This is a genomic window from Bacillus sp. 9.4, from assembly GCF_055486415.1.
Map to the genome: position 1 here is coordinate 49565 of NZ_JBVFMU010000002.1, position 17099 is coordinate 66663.

Below are 17099 nucleotides of genomic sequence, written 5' to 3' on the forward strand. Positions count from 1 at the left end.
GCGAAATGCCTTCTCTTCCTATTAATTCATCAGGACTGCTTCATTTTTTCACGAAGCACCATTTGAAGGATGCCGCCATGGCGGTAGTAATCAATTTCAACTTCACTATCAAAGCGGACGACTGCTTCAAAAGTTGTTACATTGCCGTCTTCATTGATTGCTCTTACAGTCACAAGGTCACGAGGACGAACTGTTTCATCAACATCTACCTCGATGACTTCTTTACCCGTTAAGCCGAGTGTATCCGCATTTTCACCTTGTTTAAACTGAAGCGGCAGCACACCCATGAATACAAGGTTGCTTCTGTGGATTCTTTCAAAGCTCTCTGCAATGACCGTTCTGATGCCGAGAAGGTTTGTTCCTTTTGCAGCCCAGTCACGTGAAGATCCCATACCATAGTCTTTTCCTGCTAATACGACAAGACCAGTTTTATCTTCTTTGTATTTCATGCACGCATCATAGATGGATGTTACTTCACCAGTCGGCCAGTACGTCGTAAATCCGCCTTCTGTACCCGGTGCAATTTGGTTTTTGATCCGAATGTTTGCAAATGTTCCTCTCATCATGACTTCATGGTTTCCGCGGCGGGAACCGTAGGAGTTAAAGTCGCGAGGAGAAACACCTTTTTCTTGCAAGTACTTTCCGGCAGGCGTATCTTTTCCGATTGCCCCCGCAGGAGAAATATGGTCAGTTGTGACTGAATCGCCGAATTTACCGACAACACGCAAACCTTTTAATGGTTCAACCTTGCCTGGCTCAACAGACATTTCTTCGAAGAATGGCGGGTTTTGAATGTAAGTTGACTCGCTATCCCATTTATATAATGCTTCATCTGTTGTTTCAATTTCGTTCCAGCGCTTGTTGTCATCAAATACTGTTTCATACTCTTTGCGGAATAGCTCTGGCGTAACAGTTTGCTTAACAAGTGCATTGATTTCGTCCATTGACGGCCAAATATCATTAAAGTATACGTTTTGACCATCCTTGCCCACACCGATTGGATCGGTTTTCAGGTTAATGTTTACCGTTCCAGCCAGCGCATATGCCACAACAAGCGGCGGTGAAGCAAGATAGTTGCCTTTAACAAGCGGGTGAATACGTCCTTCAAAGTTACGGTTTCCGGAAAGGACAGACGTAATCAGAAGATCATTTTTCGCAACCGCTTCTTCGATTTCCGGTGAAAGCGGGCCTGAGTTCCCGATACATGTTGTACAGCCGTACCCAACGAGGTTAAAGCCAAGCTCTTTCATGTATGGAAGAAGGCCTGAATTCACAAGATATCCTGTAACAACTTTAGAACCCGGTGCAAGTGACGTTTTCACGTAATTAGGCACCTTAAGCCCTAACTCAACCGCTTTTTTCGCTACCAGTCCGGCGCCGATCAGAACGTATGGGTTTGATGTATTTGTACAGCTTGTAATCGCAGCAATGGCGATCGCACCCGTTTTCATAACTGTTTCTTCGCCGTTAAGGAGTTTAAACTTAATTTCTTTATTTTCTTCCTCAGCATTTAAACCGAATCCTTGGTTACCTGCAGGGCTGACTAATTGCTTTTTAAACGTTTCCTGCATAGCAGATAGCGGGATCAAATCCTGAGGACGCTTTGGACCCGATAAGTTTGCTTCAATTTGAGACAGGTCAATTTCAACCACATCAGTAAATTGAGGGTCTTCCGCATCTGGAGTGTAGAACAAGCCATTGCTTCTGCAGTATGCTTCAACAACATCAATATGTTCAGGATCACGGCCTGTCAGGCGCAGGTAGTTAAGCGCTTCTTCATCTACTGGGAAGAATCCGCATGTAGCACCGTATTCCGGAGCCATATTCGCAATTGTTGCGCGATCTGCAAGCGGCAGTTCAGCAATTCCCGGTCCGAAGAATTCAACAAATTTACCGACAACGCCTTTTTCACGCAGCACTTGTGTTACTTTTAACGCCAAGTCAGTAGCTGTTGTTCCGTTTGGAAGCTTGCCGACAAGTTTCGCGCCGATTACCTCTGGAACTGGGAAGTAAGAAGGCTGTCCAAGCATTCCCGCTTCAGCTTCAATTCCACCGACACCCCAGCCGAGAACACCGATACCGTTAATCATTGTTGTGTGTGAGTCTGTTCCGACAAGCGTATCAGGATACGTTACAAGCTCGCCGTCTTCTTCAATGGCATGGACAACACTTGCCAAGAACTCAAGGTTGACCTGGTGCACAATACCTGTTGCAGGCGGCACTGCCTGATAATTGTTAAACGCTTTCTTTGCCCAGCTTAAAAATTTGTAGCGCTCTGCATTTCTTTCGAATTCCAAGTCCATATTTACTGCTAATGCATCTTCTGTACCCGCTTTATCTACCTGTACAGAGTGGTCGATAACAAGATCAACAGGAATTTCAGGGTTGATTTTATCAGGATCTCCGCCGACAGCTGCCATTGCTTTACGCAGTGAAGCCAGATCTACTACTGCCGGAACCCCTGTGAAGTCTTGTAAAATAACACGAGATGGTTTGAACGGAACGTCGATATCCTTTAATTCGGCAGTTCCCCATTTTGCCAAATTTTCCACGTGTTCTTTTTTGATAACGAATCCGTCAACTTGACGCAATACTGATTCTAAAAGAACTTTGATGGAATAAGGAAGCTTCGAAACCTTTCCTATACCTGAATCTTCTAACGCTTTTAAAGAGTAATAATGATATGTTTTCCCATTTGTAGTAAACGTTTTTCTCGCTTGGAAAACGTCTTTTGCTGCAGTTTTTTGCTCGTTTGCCATTCTCCAAAATCCCCCTTCAGATCAGATCATTCTCAGATGAACATTACATTCCATCACAATTTTCTCACAATTTCATATTAAAACAAAATCATACATAAGTAAATATCAATGTTTTTATTAAATACAATAAGTTCGACTTATGAGAAAAATGTACCGGTAATTTTTACTGTTTACGCTCTCTCATATAACACAATAAAAGGAGCCATATTATGATTGAGGTGATAATGATGGTCAAAAGAAAAGCGAATCACGTAATTAACGGAATGAATGACGCAAAAAGCCAAGGCAAAGGCGTCGGCTACATTGAAAACGACCAGCTTGTACTGACTGAAGCAGAACGCCAAAATAACAAAAAAAGAAAAACCAATCAATAACACCGAACTCTTTAAGGAGGTTCTCATTTTATGACCAATAAGAATACAAGTAAAGATATGCATAAAAACGCCCCTAAAGGACACAATCCCGGCCAACCTGAGCCTCTAAGCGGAAGCAAAAAAGTAAAGAACCGAAACCATACAAGACAAAAGCACAACTCAAGCCATGATATGTAAGAAAAGCAGACCTTAGTGTCTGTTTTTTTATGCGTTCACCCATTTATAATCCACCGCATATGATGTTAAGCAAGGTTGATATGTGGAGGAATGCTTCCATGAACCATTCAAAACGCAACGATGCGAATGATTTCGATAGTATGGATGAATGGCTTCGGCAATTTTTTGAAGACCCCTTCGCCTGGTACGACGAAACATTGCCTATTGATTTATATGAAACAAGTCAGCAGTATATTATAGAAGCGGATCTGACTTTTTTACAGCCTACACAAGTAACAGTTACCCTTTCTGGATGCGAGTTCATCTTAACTGTCAAATCGTCAGGACAGACTTTTGAAAAACAAATGATGCTTCCTTTTTATTTTAATGACAAAACCATTCAAGCCGAATGCGAAAATCAAATACTCACAGTCGCCGTCAATAAAGAAACAGAAGATGGCTCTTCTTTTTCTCTTCAATTTCCTCTCAGCTAAACATAAAAAGTCACTTTCATCCCCTATTATGAAAGTGACTTTTTTTCCGTCCATTTATCGTCAAATACCCTCTAGTGACTCTCCCATGGCCAAATAGCAGATTCACTATACAATAGAATATGATCTACTATCTCTTTTGACTAGACGTCTATCACTTTTTTCTATTCTTTTTTTACTGTGTTCTTCTAATCTCTCTTCGTATACAATATGGTTAGAATAAGGGGGAATGATTGATGCTGGAAGGATGGTTTTTATGGTTTATTCTGTTTTGGGTGATCATGATGGTAGTCTTATTATCAATCGGCGGTTTTTTCATGTTTCGAAAGTTTTTAAAGCGTTTACCAAAAGAGGACGGCAGATCAGAGCTTGATTGGCAGGATTACTATATTGAAAACAGCAGACATTTATGGAACGATGAAAACAAACAGTTTCTAGATGAATTGACTGCGCCGGTGCCAGAACTGTTCAGAGATGCAGCAAAAGCCAAAATCGCAGGCAAAATCGGTGAGCTTGCATTAAAAGAAAAGGTAGCAAAGATTGATCAGCAACTTATGATCAAAGGCTATATTCTCGCAACTCCTAAAAGAGACCATACCTTCTTAAAAAGGCATCTGCGGGACAAAAAAATCGATTTGGAACCTTATCAGACCCTTCTCAAATAAAAAACCTTTCCTGACAAGAGGAAAGGTTTTTTAATTCATTTGAATATTAGCTGACTGCAGCTCGTTATGAAGTTTTCGATATGATAAATACATGGCGATTCTCCAAGGCACAATCATACCGAAAGCCAGAATCCAAAACATTCCGCTCAGTGCACCATAATCGATTGATGTGCTCAAGATCGATTTCATCACGATTCTGATCACCAAAAGACCGACTAATATAAAAACAAATGCTTTAGAGCGTTTCATGTAAATTTCATTATTTTTAATTTCGAACTTAGAAGTTTTGATTAAAAAAATAGAGAAAATCACACCTAAAGTGAATGCTTCCAAAAACTCTGCACCAGTTACCCAAAATACCGGAAATAAAAACATTAACGCTCCCGTACTCATAAAAATCGGCGGAAGAATGATTTTTTTTGGTGAAACAGGCTTGTCAGAGGACTTTATTCTGACCACCATCACAGCTACAGCCATTAACACAGCAATAATCGATGAAACTATAATCATCATACTTATCATTCCTTTGTTTCTCGGAGTGTTGATACTATATACTATACTCCAAAACAATAAAAAAAACCATTTTGAAAAGAAATGACTTTAATGTCCCATAACGCGGCTTACAGCTTCCAGCACTTTTGTTTCCTCAAACGGCTTAACAATAAAATCCTTTGCCCCCAGCTCAATAGCTTCCGTTACAATTCTTTGCTGGCGCATGGCGGTGCACATGATGACCTTCGCTTTAGGATCAAAGGTTAAGATATCACGAAGCGCTTTTATGCCGTTTTTCACCGGCATTGTAATATCCATTGTCACAAGGTCCGGGCGCAGTTTTTTATACAGGTCCGCTGCTTGTTCACCGTCCGCCGCTTCGCCTGCGATTATGTAATTTGCCTCTTCCAAGATCTCTCTGATTTTCACTCTCATGAACTTGGCGTCGTCTACAACTAAAACTCTTGTCATATTCCCCTCCAACAATCGATTTCCACAGATAATAGTCTTATTGTACCAAAAACAAAAGGATTAGTAGTAGTACGAAAGTAATTTACCGTCAAAAACCAGTAAAGCCTCCAAAAAGATCTGACAGCAAAATAATGATCAGACTCATCCAATTAAAGAATAACAGCACACCAATCACAATCATCAAAACGCCGCCAGCTTTCATAATTAAAAGCTGGTTCTTCCTCATCCACTTCAGCTTTGTGATAAAAAAAGACAATAAAAGAAACGGTACCGCAAAACCGAGTACATATAACATCATGTATGGCACTGCTGAGCCCGGATTGGTGCCTGCAAGTGTGATAACAGCACCTAATATCGGACCGGTACATGGTGTCCATCCAGCTGCAAATGCCATTCCGATTAAGACCGACCCTAAAAACCCGCTTGGTTTATGCTTAAAATGGATTCTCCGCTCTTTCATCATAGCCTCAGGCCGGAACACACCGAGTGTAATGAAACCGAACAAAATAATAAGCAACGCGCCAATTTGCCGAATCGCATCATGATAATCCCTAAACAGGCTGCCAATAAAAGATGTTCCATAGCCTAAAGCAATAAAAATGACTGAAAAGCCAAGCAAAAAACACAAAGTATGAAACAGGCTTCTTTTCTGCAGCAGCAGCTTTTCTGTTTTTACATCGTCCATGCTGACCCCTGTAATATATGACAAAAAAGCTGGGTAAAGCGGCAGGCAGCAAGGCGAAATAAAGGATAAAAACCCCGCTCCGAATGTCAAAAAATAATTCACGTCTCCCATGTCATCATCCCTTCATGATTTGACATTCCTTCAAGTTATGACAAAATCATTTCATTTTTTTAACACTTTCACTTGAAGGATTTCTATTTTCAGAAAAAACTTATATAATTTAATTTGACATTGAGACATTATACTCCTTCTCATTTGAAAATTAGTATAAATATGGATATAATATAAACATTCACTTTGAAGATCTAATGTATGAAAGGATACATCCCTGTGATTAGAGAGCATCTATTAAAAGAAATTGAAAAAAAAAGAGCAGAGCTGCTGCAAATTGTCATGGCGAACGGAATGACATCTCATATTACGATAGAGCTCAGTCAGGAGCTTGACCATCTTCTCATACAATATCAAAAGCAGCGCCTTCGAGCAGTAGCGGGTGATGAATGATTGCAAAATAAAAAACCCGTATAAGGGTTTTTTATTTTATAACCATGTTTCTCTATATCATAATCTTTACGTATTATTTCGTTTGATTATTCATGGCTTTCATCATTTGATTGATTTTCTTTTGAGAAGGTTTCATTCCCATTTGCATCATCATCATGCGTAACATTTGTTCATTAATAGGCGGATTCTTTTTCAGGTAGCTCATCATATATTTACGAGCAATAAAAAACCCGAGTGCAACACCTATGAGCAATGCAACAACGCCCACTAGGATGCCAACCCATAAAGTCATTTTATTTCCTCCTTCATGTTGTCTAGTTTAAAGTGTACTAAACCAAAAGCTATTATACAACATTTACATCTCTTTTTCTTCGGTTTTAGACAAAATTTCTTTCTTTCACCGGATTTAGCCATCCGTAACGCTTCGAATTGAAATCCATTGCTAAAAAGCAAGGGCTAACTTTTCTTAACACTTCAAAGAATATCGTTTCTGCCTCGTAATCTCCCGAAGCCACAATTTCTATCATGTGCTCCTTCATCATAAACGTCGCGTGGCCTTTTGCTTTCGGCAAAGCTATTCTATAAATATAATCCAGCTGCCTGTAATCCGTCTTGTTTAAATTCATTTTTAACCGCTGATGCATATGTAAAATCGGGATTGGTTGTGTAATATATTGAATCTGTTTCTCTGTCATTTCATACTGCTGCTTTTCAAGGCTTGTCCAATGATAGTCTTGAAACAGCTCAAACATAACCGATTCCCGGCCGAAATAGTGATTGGCAAATTCCTCTTTGATCAGGTACGTATAGTAGTGACGTTCCATCTTTTCATCCCCTTTTCCAGCAGCATTTCATTTGCTCTCTATTATACAAAAGAAGAAAAGAAAGAATTGTCTATTACTGTTAAACAGCCAATACTATTTTTGTCGGATAAACAAGAAAAAGAGGATGATTTGACTCATCCTCTTTCAAAAGCTTACTTATTGATTAATGCCTTAACTCGATTCACTACGTTCGGAACTGAGAAGCCGTATTCGTTAATGATGGTTTCACCTGGAGCAGATGCACCGAATCGGTCTATGCCGAGAACGTCACCTTCAAGCCCCGTGTATTTGCCCCATCCAAATGATGAGCCCATTTCAATTGCAAGACGTTTTTTCACATCTGCAGGAAGGACTTCGTTTTTGTATTCATCAGATTGTTTCTCAAAACGGTCCATTGAAGGCATGCTGACAACAGAAACATCGATATTTTCTTTTGCCAATTCAGCCTGCGCTTCAATTGCAAGACCTACCTCTGATCCGGAAGCGATGAGAAGAGCGTCAGGTGTTTCGTTTTTAGATTTAGAAACGACATATGCACCTTTTTCTACTCCTGCCAATGCTTCTTCAGATGTTTGATCGATGGTAGGAAGGTTTTGACGTGTAAGCACTAGCGCTGTTGGGTGGTCAGTGCTTTGCACTGCAAGCTTCCATGCTGCTGCTGTCTCATTTCCGTCTGCTGGACGGATCAAAGAAAGGTTAGGCATCGCACGGAGTGAAGCAAGCTGTTCAACAGGCTCGTGCGTCGGACCGTCTTCACCTACCGCAATACTGTCATGTGTGAAGACATATGTCACAGGAAGGCCCATTAACGCTGCAAGGCGAATCGCAGGACGCAGGTAATCAGAGAAGACAAAGAAAGTTCCACCGAATACACGAAGACCGCCATGAAGCGCCATACCGTTTAAGGCTGCACCCATCGCAAATTCACGTACACCAAACCAGAAGTTTTTGCCTGAGTAATCAACCGCTGTAAAATCACCGGCATTTTTAATTGTCGTTTTGTTCGATCCCGCTAGGTCAGCAGAACCTCCGACAAAGAAAGGAATTTTTTTCGCAAGTCCGTTGAGAACTTCACCGGAAGATGCACGGGATGCCAGGCTGCTTCCTTTTTCATACACAGGAACCTCTTGATCCCAGTCCTTCGGAAGCTCTCCTTTGATTGCCAGTTCAAGCTGTTCAGCAAGTTCAGGATAAACTTCTTTATATTTAGCGAATTGAGCATTCCATTCTTGTTCTTTTTTCTCACCTGATTCTTTAACAGCTGCAGCGAAATGCTCATAAACTTCTGACGGAACGTAGAAGTCTTCTTCATACGTCCACGCGTAAGCTTCTTTTGTTAATTTGCTTTCCTCTTTACCAAGCGGTGCACCGTGAACACCGGATGTACCGGCACGGTTAGGTGAACCGAATCCGATTGTCGTTTTCACTTCAATTAATGTAGGTTTCTTTTCATTTTGGCGTGCTTTTTCGATAGCCGCTGTTAATTCTTCAATATTGTTTCCATCCTCAACATAAAGAACTTCCCAATTCATTGCTTCAAAACGCTGTTTCACGTTTTCAGAAAATGAACGGTCGAGGTCTCCATCAAGAGAGATGTCATTAGAATCGTATAGTACGATCAGACGGCCAAGCTGAAGATGGCCTGCGAGTGAAGCGGCTTCAGAAGAAATACCTTCCATTAAATCACCATCACCGCAAATACTGTATGTATAATGATCGACTACGTTAAATGAATCGCGGTTGTATGTTTCCGCTAAATGGCGTTCAGCAATTGCCATACCGACTGCCATGGCAATTCCTTGGCCAAGCGGACCTGTTGTAGCATCAACACCGGCAGTATGTCCGAATTCCGGGTGTCCAGGTGTTTTGCTGCCCCACTGGCGGAATCCCTTAAGATCTTCAATACTAAGATCAAACCCGCTTAAATGAAGCATGCTGTATAATAGTGCTGACCCGTGTCCAGCAGATAAAACAAAACGGTCACGGTTAAACCAGCCAGGGTTTGCCGGACTTACGTTCATAAATTTTGTCCACAGCGTGTATGCCATTGGAGCGGCTCCCATCGGCATCCCTGGGTGACCAGAATTTGCTTTTTCAATAGCGTCTATTGACAGTGTGCGAATGGTAGCAACTGATTTCTTTTCAATTGTATCCATAAAAATCCCCTTCCTTATGTGTTGTACCCTTACATCATAAATGTCTGACGACTTTTTCTCAACTGTTTCAGCTTAAATTTGAGAGAAACTTGTTGAATTTTGTCACATAAGAGTTTTGATTATAGTATATGCAAAAGAGGAATACGATATTGCCGTATTCCTCTTATATTAGTGAAGTTTGTTATTTCTTTTTTCTCTTTTTAGCTTTTCTGGTGTTACATCATTGCCTTCTGGGTCAATGATTTTCACGCTTTTTAACGTGTTCTTCATAGAAGAACGAAAACCTTTCAAGTACTCTTGACGGAGCTTTTGCTGTTCGGCTTTTTCTTCTTCTGTAATAACGCCAGCTTTAGCTTTGGCAGCAAGCTCATTAATTCTGGCAATTTTCGCGTTTGAAATCATGTTAAACTCCTTTATTGCATTTTGTCTATATAGTACTAGATCAAAAAAAGTTTTACAACTGATTCACTCTGCTGTCTCTTCATTCTCTATGTATTCCTGAAAACGCCGGTGAACGGTTGCTTTAGAGACATCATAGCCAAACCCTCTTAGGGTAGCCGCAATTTCAGCAAACGTCAGTTTATTCGCTCTTAGGCGGACGATCTCAGAGATTGGCACCTCTATTTTTTCTTTTCCACTGTTCTCATGTTGGTTTTTTAAGTTTTTTTGCGGTTTAAAACCGTTTTTTACTGCACGCTTCATTCCCCGTCTGATTTTCATGTTGTGAATCTTTCGCTGATACTCTTCCACAATGCTGACGATTTCCAAGACCATTGAGTCAGCCTCCGATAACTCCAGTTCACCTCTGTGAGCCGTTGTATAGACTTTCACACCTTCTCTGTAAATACAATGAAGCAGTGCGATTTTTGCGTTTCCCCGCCCGAGCCTTGTCTCGTCCTGAAACAAAATGACATCAATTCCAGCGTTCTTAATCTCATCAAGCAGCTCAAATACACCATCCCGATCCATTTCATATCCGCTGGCTTTTTCTGAAATCACTTTGACCACTTCCATGCCGTTCTCCGCTGCAATGGCCGTAAGCTCCTCCTCCTGCCGCTTTAATGACGTTTCCTGCTGTTCTTTATTTGTGCTTACACGGGCATAAATGAGTGCTTTCATTTTATCTCTCTTTCCTCTCTATCTTACAGTTGCCAATTCATATGCATCCTGATGCTTCTTTTTCAATGGGATCACTAACTCATCACCCGGCTGGATATCAGAGGTTTGTAGTTGATTTTTATCAGCTACCCATTCAATAAAATCATTTTTGTTTATCTTTTTTGTATCTGCTACCTGATCAGCAATTGACCAAAGTGTGTCGCCTTGCTGCACTTCTATTTTAACATATTGATTAAGCTCCTGGCCGCTGCTTGTATATGACAGCATAAGGATAACCGCGCTCAAAATCACTGTGAACAGACCGACAAAAATAATAGATTCTTTACTCATGATCATAACCTCCAACAGGAATGTTTGTTCGCATTTTTATAATTTCAGTATATACGAACAAACGTTTCTGTCAATTGTTTTTTCGAACCTATGTTTGTACTGTAAGGAAAATCATGCTATAATCTTCTTAAAATCGACGTTTTGAGGTGCGAAAAATGACGAAGCTATCAAAAAGGCAACTTGATATCCTCCGTTTTATTAAAGCAGAGGTTAAATCAAAAGGATATCCGCCTTCCGTGAGAGAGATCGGAGAGGCTGTCGGGCTTGCGTCCAGTTCTACTGTCCACGGCCATTTGGCCCGTTTGGAAACAAAAGGGCTGATCAGACGAGATCCGACAAAACCAAGAGCAATAGAAATTCTTGATGAAGAAGTAGACATTCCGCAAAGCCAGGTCGTTAATGTACCGGTCATCGGGAAAGTCACGGCGGGATCTCCTATTACAGCAGTAGAAAATATTGAAGAATATTTTCCGCTCCCTGACCGCATGGTTCCTCCGGACGAGCATGTATTTATGCTGGAGATTATGGGAGACAGTATGATAGATGCTGGTATTCTCGATAAGGACTATGTCATCGTTAAACAGCAAAACACAGCGAACAATGGGGAAATTGTAGTTGCGATGACAGAAGATGATGAAGCAACTGTAAAACGATTCTATAAAGAGGATACCCACATTCGCTTGCAGCCTGAGAACCCAACGATGGAACCTATCATTTTGCAGAATGTCAGCATTCTAGGGAAAGTGATTGGCGTGTTCAGAACCGTCCATTAATCTATTGATCTATCAGATGCATAAAATAACCCCCTCTTCCTTTACGGAGAGGGGGTTTGTTGTTCAAAAAAAGCAGGCTCGCCCTGACTTTTGGGTGCGAGCCTGAATAGGAGGAAAAAGAACATCATGTTTACACCATAATTATCCACCAAAAGATTGTTGAAGTCAAGAAATTTTCTTTCCTTTAGGAAACTTTTATCAAAATATGAACATTTAGAATATTAGACGCCATCTTCTTAAAAACGTTTCATTTTTTAGGTCGTGGAAGGATCCGGTTTCATATTTATTAAGGGGCGAAGCAATTGAATTATACTGAAAATTTAGTACATAGTTTAATTAGTTCAACATTTTGATAAAACAGCTCGCTTTCTTCATATAAAATGTAATGTGTATTTCAATTTCACCTTCACCCAATCACTTGTGCAGTTCAAAATATATGGCATCGTTGAACAAGTCGGGTAGAAACCTTCCCCAAACATAAAGTCTCCACCAACACCCTTCTTTAAATTTAACCTTATATGAAATATGGTTGTGATATCAAAAGGCCGTTTCATCATAAAAGTGCATATGCGTTTTTTCTTGTTTGTAATATCGAAGCCTGTCTTGAAGGGTTCCGGTATGAAATTCAAATTTGTGGCCGTCAGGGTCGGTAAAATAAATTGATTTTCGATCGCGTTCATCTCGTTCTCTGCCAGGCAGAATATTGACATGAAGTCTTTTTAATTTAGCTGACATCTCCTCAAATTCATGATCTTCAATTGTAAAAGCAATATGGGTATAAGAAAGCTTAATGTCATTTCTCGGGATGTCTGGTTCTTCATTAAGCGCTAGCCAGATGCCGTTCATATCAAAATATGCAGTTGTTCTTCCCTTTACCAAAAGCTTTGCATCAAACACTTTTTGATAAAAATCAATCGATGTATCCAAATGCGAAACTGAAAATAGCAAGTGATTGATTCCTTTTATCTCCACAAATCATTCCCCCTTTGAAAGCTGATCATCCACATATACGTCTTTTTTCATAAGAAAGTTTCATACTGCTGAAAAAAAATACCAGTGTAAACAAAAACGGACTGTTTAAAATAGTAACATGACCATTATGAATGGTTTTGAATTGCATTATTTATCATTTGTTTACGCCCAAGAATTTTCTTCAAAAAATAACAATTTAGGTGGTCAAATGAAACATATCATTGCGCTTGCTTCAAAGATTGCTTTCACTCTCGCCCTTTTATATGTGATTTTGGACAGAGTCTATCACGCATCCTTTTTAAGTGTGATGTTTATTGCACTTTTCTTAGGTTTTGTTTCCTATCTTTCTGGTGACATGCTCGTCTTACCCAGAACAAACAATATTACAGCTTCATTGGCTGACTTTGGCCTTTCATTCGTTATTCTTTGGGTATTTGTTTTAACCCAAACAAGAAACGATTTCTCACCATTTGGAGCGGCTCTCCTTTCCGCTGCCTGTCTTACTGTTTTTGAATACTTTTTTCATCGGTATTTACTGAAAAATGTGCTTGATGAAAATTTCCGAAATGAACTGTCAGCGAGAGATAACACGTTGCAGTATCAAACGGAAGCCGCGGACGAGCTGTTTCCCGAAACGAAAGAGAAGCATAAGGAATAGGAGGCTGTCTTATCGCCTCCTATTTTTCAGTAGCTATTTTTGAGAAAACGGAACATCACTTCTGTAAACTCATAAAACCTCTCATTTTGAGTAACAGCTCTGCTTTTTAAAGAAAAGATGCCGAACAAAGACTTTCGAAACCCTGTGCTCATTTCTATCTGAATACTTAAACCTGTTTTTGATTTATTTGCAATGTTATTCGGACTAACGCCCGCATGTGGATGGTCCGTATTGAGCAATACAGCAGGAAAACCGGCATGCTGCAATTTCTCAACTAAATCTGCCGCTCTTACGCGATCTGTACCGCCGACTTCGATCTGCTGATCTTCTTCTGCGTACCCGTGTAATGAAATGACATATTCATGATTTCCCGTCATTTTAAGGGCCCGAGGTTCATCAAAGTGCGTGCTCGTAATGTGCAGGACTGAGTTTCCTGCCGATTTTAAGCCTTCAAATAAATACATCGAGTACTCTTTGCTGAGCTCTCTCGCTACTTCACTTGTCCCGCCTTCAATACCTCCTCCGTGAATAGCTAAAACAAGAACAGGGCTTCCGGTTTCTTTCGTAACAACGCCGTAATCAGAAGGATCTTCATTGCTTTTTAATTCCTCAAAATTCTGATATACATCTTCAGCATAAATTGAAGAAATCGGAGTAAACACCATAAAAATCAACAATAATTTTACAATTTTAATAGTTGATGGAAAACGTTTGGCTATGTTACAATCAACATGCTTCAAGGAATGGAGCAAACGGCGGAGCAGGGATACTTTGGCCGGTTTCATCTACTCCGCCTCTAAGTCCAAATCAACAGGATGTAGGTCTCTTTGAGGCTTTAGCACGAATTCTCTCGTCCTCCTTGTTAAATTTTTGTTAAATTCACAATATTATATACCATTAGCCCGGGCGCTGTTCTTCTCATTTTTGAATTTATGAAAAGTAAGCTGGCACCACCTCCCCCATTTCCATACAAAACAAAAATGCACCTGCCCTTTGGCCTGTGCATTTTTTATTTTCTCTTCATTCTTCGTTTTTTTGCTTGATTTAATTTCATGATGTTTTTTTCAATTTTTCTTATGTTTCGCCTTTGCGGGATTGTTTTCATTTCCTAATAAACAGAAATAAACCCGCTTACTGTCACTGCTGCAATATAAAGGACGCGCTGTTTGATCATCCGGTCAGCATGTCCATGATCATTCGCTTCTTTTTCCAGTCTTTCGATCACAGCTTTATCAAACAGCTGATCGACATACACTTGTTTCATTCCCACTGCAAACCCAGCAGCCAGCCAAAGAATCAGAAATAAACTGATATAAAACACCATAAACCCTTCCTTTCCTGTCTTGATGCGGTGCAGAATTTTAAAACAGTTCATCTCATTACAACTGGCAGACGAAGCTTCTTCTTTGTGTTAGGTTCTTTCAATAGGCTGGTTAATATGTGTAATGCTGTAATGAACAGTTAGAAATTTTATTCCAAACAGCCACATATGATGAACAGCGGTTAATTTGTTGTCATGTACAGCTTCTATCAGAAAGGTTTCAGATAAAGGAAGCGGACAAGTTCCCGCTCTTGTTTGCAGATAAATCCCCTCATCCCCCGCTCTGCTTTTTCTCCGCCTGCTTGTTAAAACCAGCTTCTCCTGATGATGATATGGTTTTAAAATACCTGTCATGCTGCTGAATGGAAGCGGTAAAGAAATATTCATATACCCTTCTCCATTTGAACGATACACTGAATAAAGAGCGGTAAAAATGGTTTCGTTTTTTTCATTTGTTCTAATCCAGGCACGTACTCTTTCCCTTCCGTCTTTTTTAGAATGAACACCTTTTATCTTGCTGTACATCCTGTACCAGTCAGGGTACGTCGAAAGATGTATTTGGCCGATTCTTCTGCTGAACCATTCGTAAATAATTGCAAGCGGCCGAAACCACGTGCTCCATGTTACTTTTGCTTTAATATTATATTCGATGGTTTGTTCATAAAACGAAAGAATGAGCGGCGCCAGTTTTTCTGGTGAAAAATCTTTTGAACGCAGGCTGCCCATATCATCCACAAGTCCGCTGTACCGAGCGTTATTTTCAGCTTGAATGTTAGCTAAAAATTCTTTCCCAATCTTTCTTTTTCCGTAGATACGGCTGAATGTCTTTACACTGTCTGCATCAAAAGGTTTCGGATCCTCTATTCTCCACCCTATGAGAGCGGGCAATATAACACCAAACGCGTTGACAAAACCGTGAATCCAAATCATCTGATTGATGGTCAATGTAACTTCTTGCCGAAATACACCAAATGAATAAATCATCGAGAAAGCAATCGTTATCATTAAAACAGCGGAAGAAAGCCGAATAAGAAATGTCCCCGTCTTGGTGCGAAAAGCTGCCGTGAACACCAAAAATGCATGAAGATAAATCGCCGCCATATAAATGCTAACCGCAATGACATCAAGTGTTTTTGAATATGTGATGCCCAGTGCGATAAGAAGGGGCGAAAGCAAAATCACCCATGTTATCCAACTGTACAACATCCGATGTTTTCTAATGGTTCTGCCGAGTAAACCGTTGAAGATCGGGATCAGAAAAGCAGAATAGTGAAAGTGGACAGCAGTCAGCAAAATGATGAGAGGGCCAAATTGCATGATCTGCAAATGGGCAGCATAAGCAAAAAACCAAAATCCTCCTCCCGCCAAATAAATAAGACCGAACAAAACTGATGTCTCTTCGATTCTATGTATCTTTGTTTCCCAAAGGCGGAAGATCGCATACAATGCAATAAAAACTGTGTACATCCACCAGATAAGTGCGAACCCCCCAACCTCCGTCACTAGAGCCAGTACCGCAAAGAATGCGGCTACAGGATAGCACTGGATTAGCCCATATTCCATAAACTGAGCAACACGAACCGGAGATTGACGAAAAACAAAAGGAAAAATTCCCGGCACGAAAAATAGAATGGATAACAAAACGAGTGCCTCTGCCACTGAAATATCCGGTGCTTCCGCTGCAAGAAATCCTATAAAACAAAGCGCACTGACTATGCCATTTCGTTTCATGATTCTCTCTCTTTCTCCTGAAACGTTCCTTTATAAAAGAAAAGAGTGCCAAGAATTGTATTTTGCACATGCACTTCAATGGTGAAACAATTCTTTTTTTCATCAAACGTTTCGCAAACTTCGGATGTACCGGTCAGCCATTTCGGCAGCGGGATTCTTTTTCCGCATATCAATAGCCATTGCTTTCCCGATGTGACCGTAAGAGAGCCGTCATGAGATGCCTCGAACGTCAAAACAGACAGCAGCAGATGAGGTTTGCCGAAGAAATCAAGTATTCTATTTTCTTTCTCGTCATATATCATTATCGCATCAAAGAAACGTTTTTTGCCTTTAAAGAAAAATGTACGATTCCATTCTATTCCTGTATGTTGCGATTTCAAAAGACAAGTTCTATTTTGTATTGTAAATGGAATGTCTTTGCCTCTTTCTGAAAAGAAGCATCTGAAAAAAACACCCAGCTTTAACAGCATTCTAACCAGAAAAGAGCCTCCGCTTATTTCTGACATCGTTCCCGTCCCGCTGAATGTTTGAGACTCGTCTAATTGGTACCGTTTCTGCAGCTTGGGATGCAGAAAATGATAGTTAATAATTGATTTTTCATAAATCGAACTCACAATG

21 protein-coding genes and 2 pseudogenes are annotated in these 17099 nt (G+C 40.3%); 7 read left to right on the top strand and 16 right to left on the bottom strand.

Annotation, left to right across the window (positions count from 1 at the left end; all coding sequences use genetic code 11):
• Positions 1 to 29: 29 nt before the first annotated feature.
• Entirely contained in the window at positions 30 to 2759 is a 2730-nt protein-coding gene (acnA, locus tag ACZ07B_RS07020) for an aconitate hydratase AcnA (protein ID WP_003231573.1), read from the bottom strand.
• Positions 2760 to 2986: 227 nt separating this feature from the next.
• On the opposite strand from acnA, the gene sspO reads away from it, so the two are divergent.
• The 4 genes from sspO to yneK all read left to right on the top strand — a co-directional run bounded on the left by sspO (position 2987) and on the right by yneK (position 4445).
• Positions 2987 to 3133, top strand: a complete 147-nt coding sequence (gene sspO / locus ACZ07B_RS07025) for an acid-soluble spore protein SspO (protein WP_464877219.1) — start codon at positions 2987 to 2989, stop codon at positions 3131 to 3133.
• A 30-nt stretch (positions 3134 to 3163) separates the two neighbouring features.
• Positions 3164 to 3310, top strand: coding sequence for a small acid-soluble spore protein P (locus ACZ07B_RS07030; RefSeq protein WP_003221237.1), 147 nt, complete (start codon positions 3164 to 3166; stop codon positions 3308 to 3310).
• Positions 3311 to 3390: 80 nt separating this feature from the next.
• The gene (cotM, locus tag ACZ07B_RS07035) at positions 3391 to 3783 is read left to right on the top strand and encodes an outer spore coat protein CotM (protein WP_015251997.1); all 393 of its coding nucleotides are present in this window, start codon (positions 3391 to 3393) and stop codon (positions 3781 to 3783) included.
• Positions 3784 to 4016: 233 nt separating this feature from the next.
• Entirely contained in the window at positions 4017 to 4445 is a 429-nt protein-coding gene (gene yneK, locus ACZ07B_RS07040) for a DynA interaction protein YneK (protein WP_003231580.1), read from the top strand.
• A gap of 30 nt (positions 4446 to 4475) precedes the next feature.
• On the opposite strand, the gene ACZ07B_RS07045 is transcribed toward yneK, so the two are convergent.
• The 3 genes from ACZ07B_RS07045 to ccdA form a co-directional block, all read right to left on the bottom strand.
• The gene (locus ACZ07B_RS07045; RefSeq protein ID WP_072174017.1) at positions 4476 to 4967 is read right to left on the bottom strand and encodes a CcdC family protein; all 492 of its coding nucleotides are present in this window, start codon (positions 4965 to 4967) and stop codon (positions 4476 to 4478) included.
• Between the two features lie 78 nt (positions 4968 to 5045).
• Positions 5046 to 5408: a response regulator gene (locus ACZ07B_RS07050; protein WP_003245707.1), complete on the bottom strand. Its 363-nt coding sequence runs from the start codon at positions 5406 to 5408 to the stop codon at positions 5046 to 5048.
• A gap of 88 nt (positions 5409 to 5496) precedes the next feature.
• The gene (gene ccdA / locus ACZ07B_RS07055) at positions 5497 to 6204 is read right to left on the bottom strand and encodes a cytochrome c-type biogenesis protein CcdA (RefSeq protein WP_464877044.1); all 708 of its coding nucleotides are present in this window, start codon (positions 6202 to 6204) and stop codon (positions 5497 to 5499) included.
• A 219-nt stretch (positions 6205 to 6423) separates the two neighbouring features.
• Here ccdA and ynzD point away from each other — a divergent pair, with 219 nt between their 5' ends.
• The gene (gene ynzD, locus ACZ07B_RS07060) at positions 6424 to 6597 is read left to right on the top strand and encodes an aspartyl-phosphate phosphatase YnzD (protein WP_010886518.1); all 174 of its coding nucleotides are present in this window, start codon (positions 6424 to 6426) and stop codon (positions 6595 to 6597) included.
• 73 nt (positions 6598 to 6670) lie between these two features.
• Here the strand turns inward: ynzD and ACZ07B_RS07065 are convergent, their stop codons facing one another.
• The 6 genes from ACZ07B_RS07065 to yneA all read right to left on the bottom strand — a co-directional run bounded on the left by ACZ07B_RS07065 (position 6671) and on the right by yneA (position 11032).
• The gene (locus ACZ07B_RS07065) at positions 6671 to 6889 is read right to left on the bottom strand and encodes a YneF family protein (protein ID WP_003221221.1); all 219 of its coding nucleotides are present in this window, start codon (positions 6887 to 6889) and stop codon (positions 6671 to 6673) included.
• Positions 6890 to 6974: 85 nt separating this feature from the next.
• Positions 6975 to 7421, bottom strand: a complete 447-nt coding sequence (gene sirA / locus ACZ07B_RS07070) for a sporulation inhibitor of replication protein SirA (RefSeq protein ID WP_003231591.1) — start codon at positions 7419 to 7421, stop codon at positions 6975 to 6977.
• 152 nt (positions 7422 to 7573) lie between these two features.
• Positions 7574 to 9577, bottom strand: a complete 2004-nt coding sequence (tkt, locus tag ACZ07B_RS07075) for a transketolase (protein WP_003231593.1) — start codon at positions 9575 to 9577, stop codon at positions 7574 to 7576.
• A 168-nt stretch (positions 9578 to 9745) separates the two neighbouring features.
• Positions 9746 to 9979, bottom strand: coding sequence for a DUF896 domain-containing protein (locus ACZ07B_RS07080; protein ID WP_024573193.1), 234 nt, complete (start codon positions 9977 to 9979; stop codon positions 9746 to 9748).
• A 63-nt stretch (positions 9980 to 10042) separates the two neighbouring features.
• Positions 10043 to 10696: a YneB family resolvase-like protein gene (locus tag ACZ07B_RS07085; protein WP_464877045.1), complete on the bottom strand. Its 654-nt coding sequence runs from the start codon at positions 10694 to 10696 to the stop codon at positions 10043 to 10045.
• Between the two features lie 18 nt (positions 10697 to 10714).
• Positions 10715 to 11032, bottom strand: a complete 318-nt coding sequence (gene yneA / locus ACZ07B_RS07090; protein WP_003231598.1) for a cell division suppressor protein YneA — start codon at positions 11030 to 11032, stop codon at positions 10715 to 10717.
• Between the two features lie 149 nt (positions 11033 to 11181).
• On the opposite strand from yneA, the gene lexA reads away from it, so the two are divergent.
• Positions 11182 to 11799: a transcriptional repressor LexA gene (gene lexA, locus ACZ07B_RS07095; RefSeq protein WP_003238209.1), complete on the top strand. Its 618-nt coding sequence runs from the start codon at positions 11182 to 11184 to the stop codon at positions 11797 to 11799.
• Positions 11800 to 12106: 307 nt separating this feature from the next.
• Here the strand turns inward: lexA and ACZ07B_RS07100 are convergent.
• A pseudogene (locus ACZ07B_RS07100) lies at positions 12107 to 12428 on the bottom strand (hypothetical protein).
• Positions 12337 to 12771, bottom strand: a complete 435-nt coding sequence (gene fosM, locus ACZ07B_RS07105) for a FosM family fosfomycin resistance protein (protein WP_464877046.1) — start codon at positions 12769 to 12771, stop codon at positions 12337 to 12339. Before fosM ends, ACZ07B_RS07100 begins: the two are co-directional and overlap by 92 nt.
• 208 nt (positions 12772 to 12979) lie before the next feature.
• On the opposite strand from fosM, the gene ACZ07B_RS07110 reads away from it, so the two are divergent.
• Entirely contained in the window at positions 12980 to 13429 is a 450-nt protein-coding gene (locus ACZ07B_RS07110) for a YndM family protein (RefSeq protein WP_003245454.1), read from the top strand.
• 26 nt (positions 13430 to 13455) lie between these two features.
• Here the strand turns inward: ACZ07B_RS07110 and pghL are convergent, their stop codons facing one another.
• The 4 genes and pseudogenes from pghL to ACZ07B_RS07130 form a co-directional block, all read right to left on the bottom strand.
• Positions 13456 to 14214 carry a gamma-polyglutamate hydrolase PghL gene (gene pghL / locus ACZ07B_RS07115; RefSeq protein ID WP_015714006.1) on the bottom strand — a complete coding sequence of 253 codons (759 nt, stop codon included), beginning with the start codon at positions 14212 to 14214 and terminating at the stop codon, positions 13456 to 13458.
• Positions 14215 to 14438: 224 nt separating this feature from the next.
• A pseudogene (locus ACZ07B_RS07120) lies at positions 14439 to 14753 on the bottom strand (hypothetical protein).
• Between the two features lie 87 nt (positions 14754 to 14840).
• Positions 14841 to 16481 carry a YndJ family protein gene (locus tag ACZ07B_RS07125; RefSeq protein WP_464877047.1) on the bottom strand — a complete coding sequence of 547 codons (1641 nt, stop codon included), beginning with the start codon at positions 16479 to 16481 and terminating at the stop codon, positions 14841 to 14843.
• Positions 16478 to 17095 carry a DUF4166 domain-containing protein gene (locus ACZ07B_RS07130; RefSeq protein WP_464877048.1) on the bottom strand — a complete coding sequence of 206 codons (618 nt, stop codon included), beginning with the start codon at positions 17093 to 17095 and terminating at the stop codon, positions 16478 to 16480. Before ACZ07B_RS07130 ends, ACZ07B_RS07125 begins: the two co-directional genes overlap by 4 nt.
• Between the last annotated feature and the right edge of the window lie 4 nt (positions 17096 to 17099).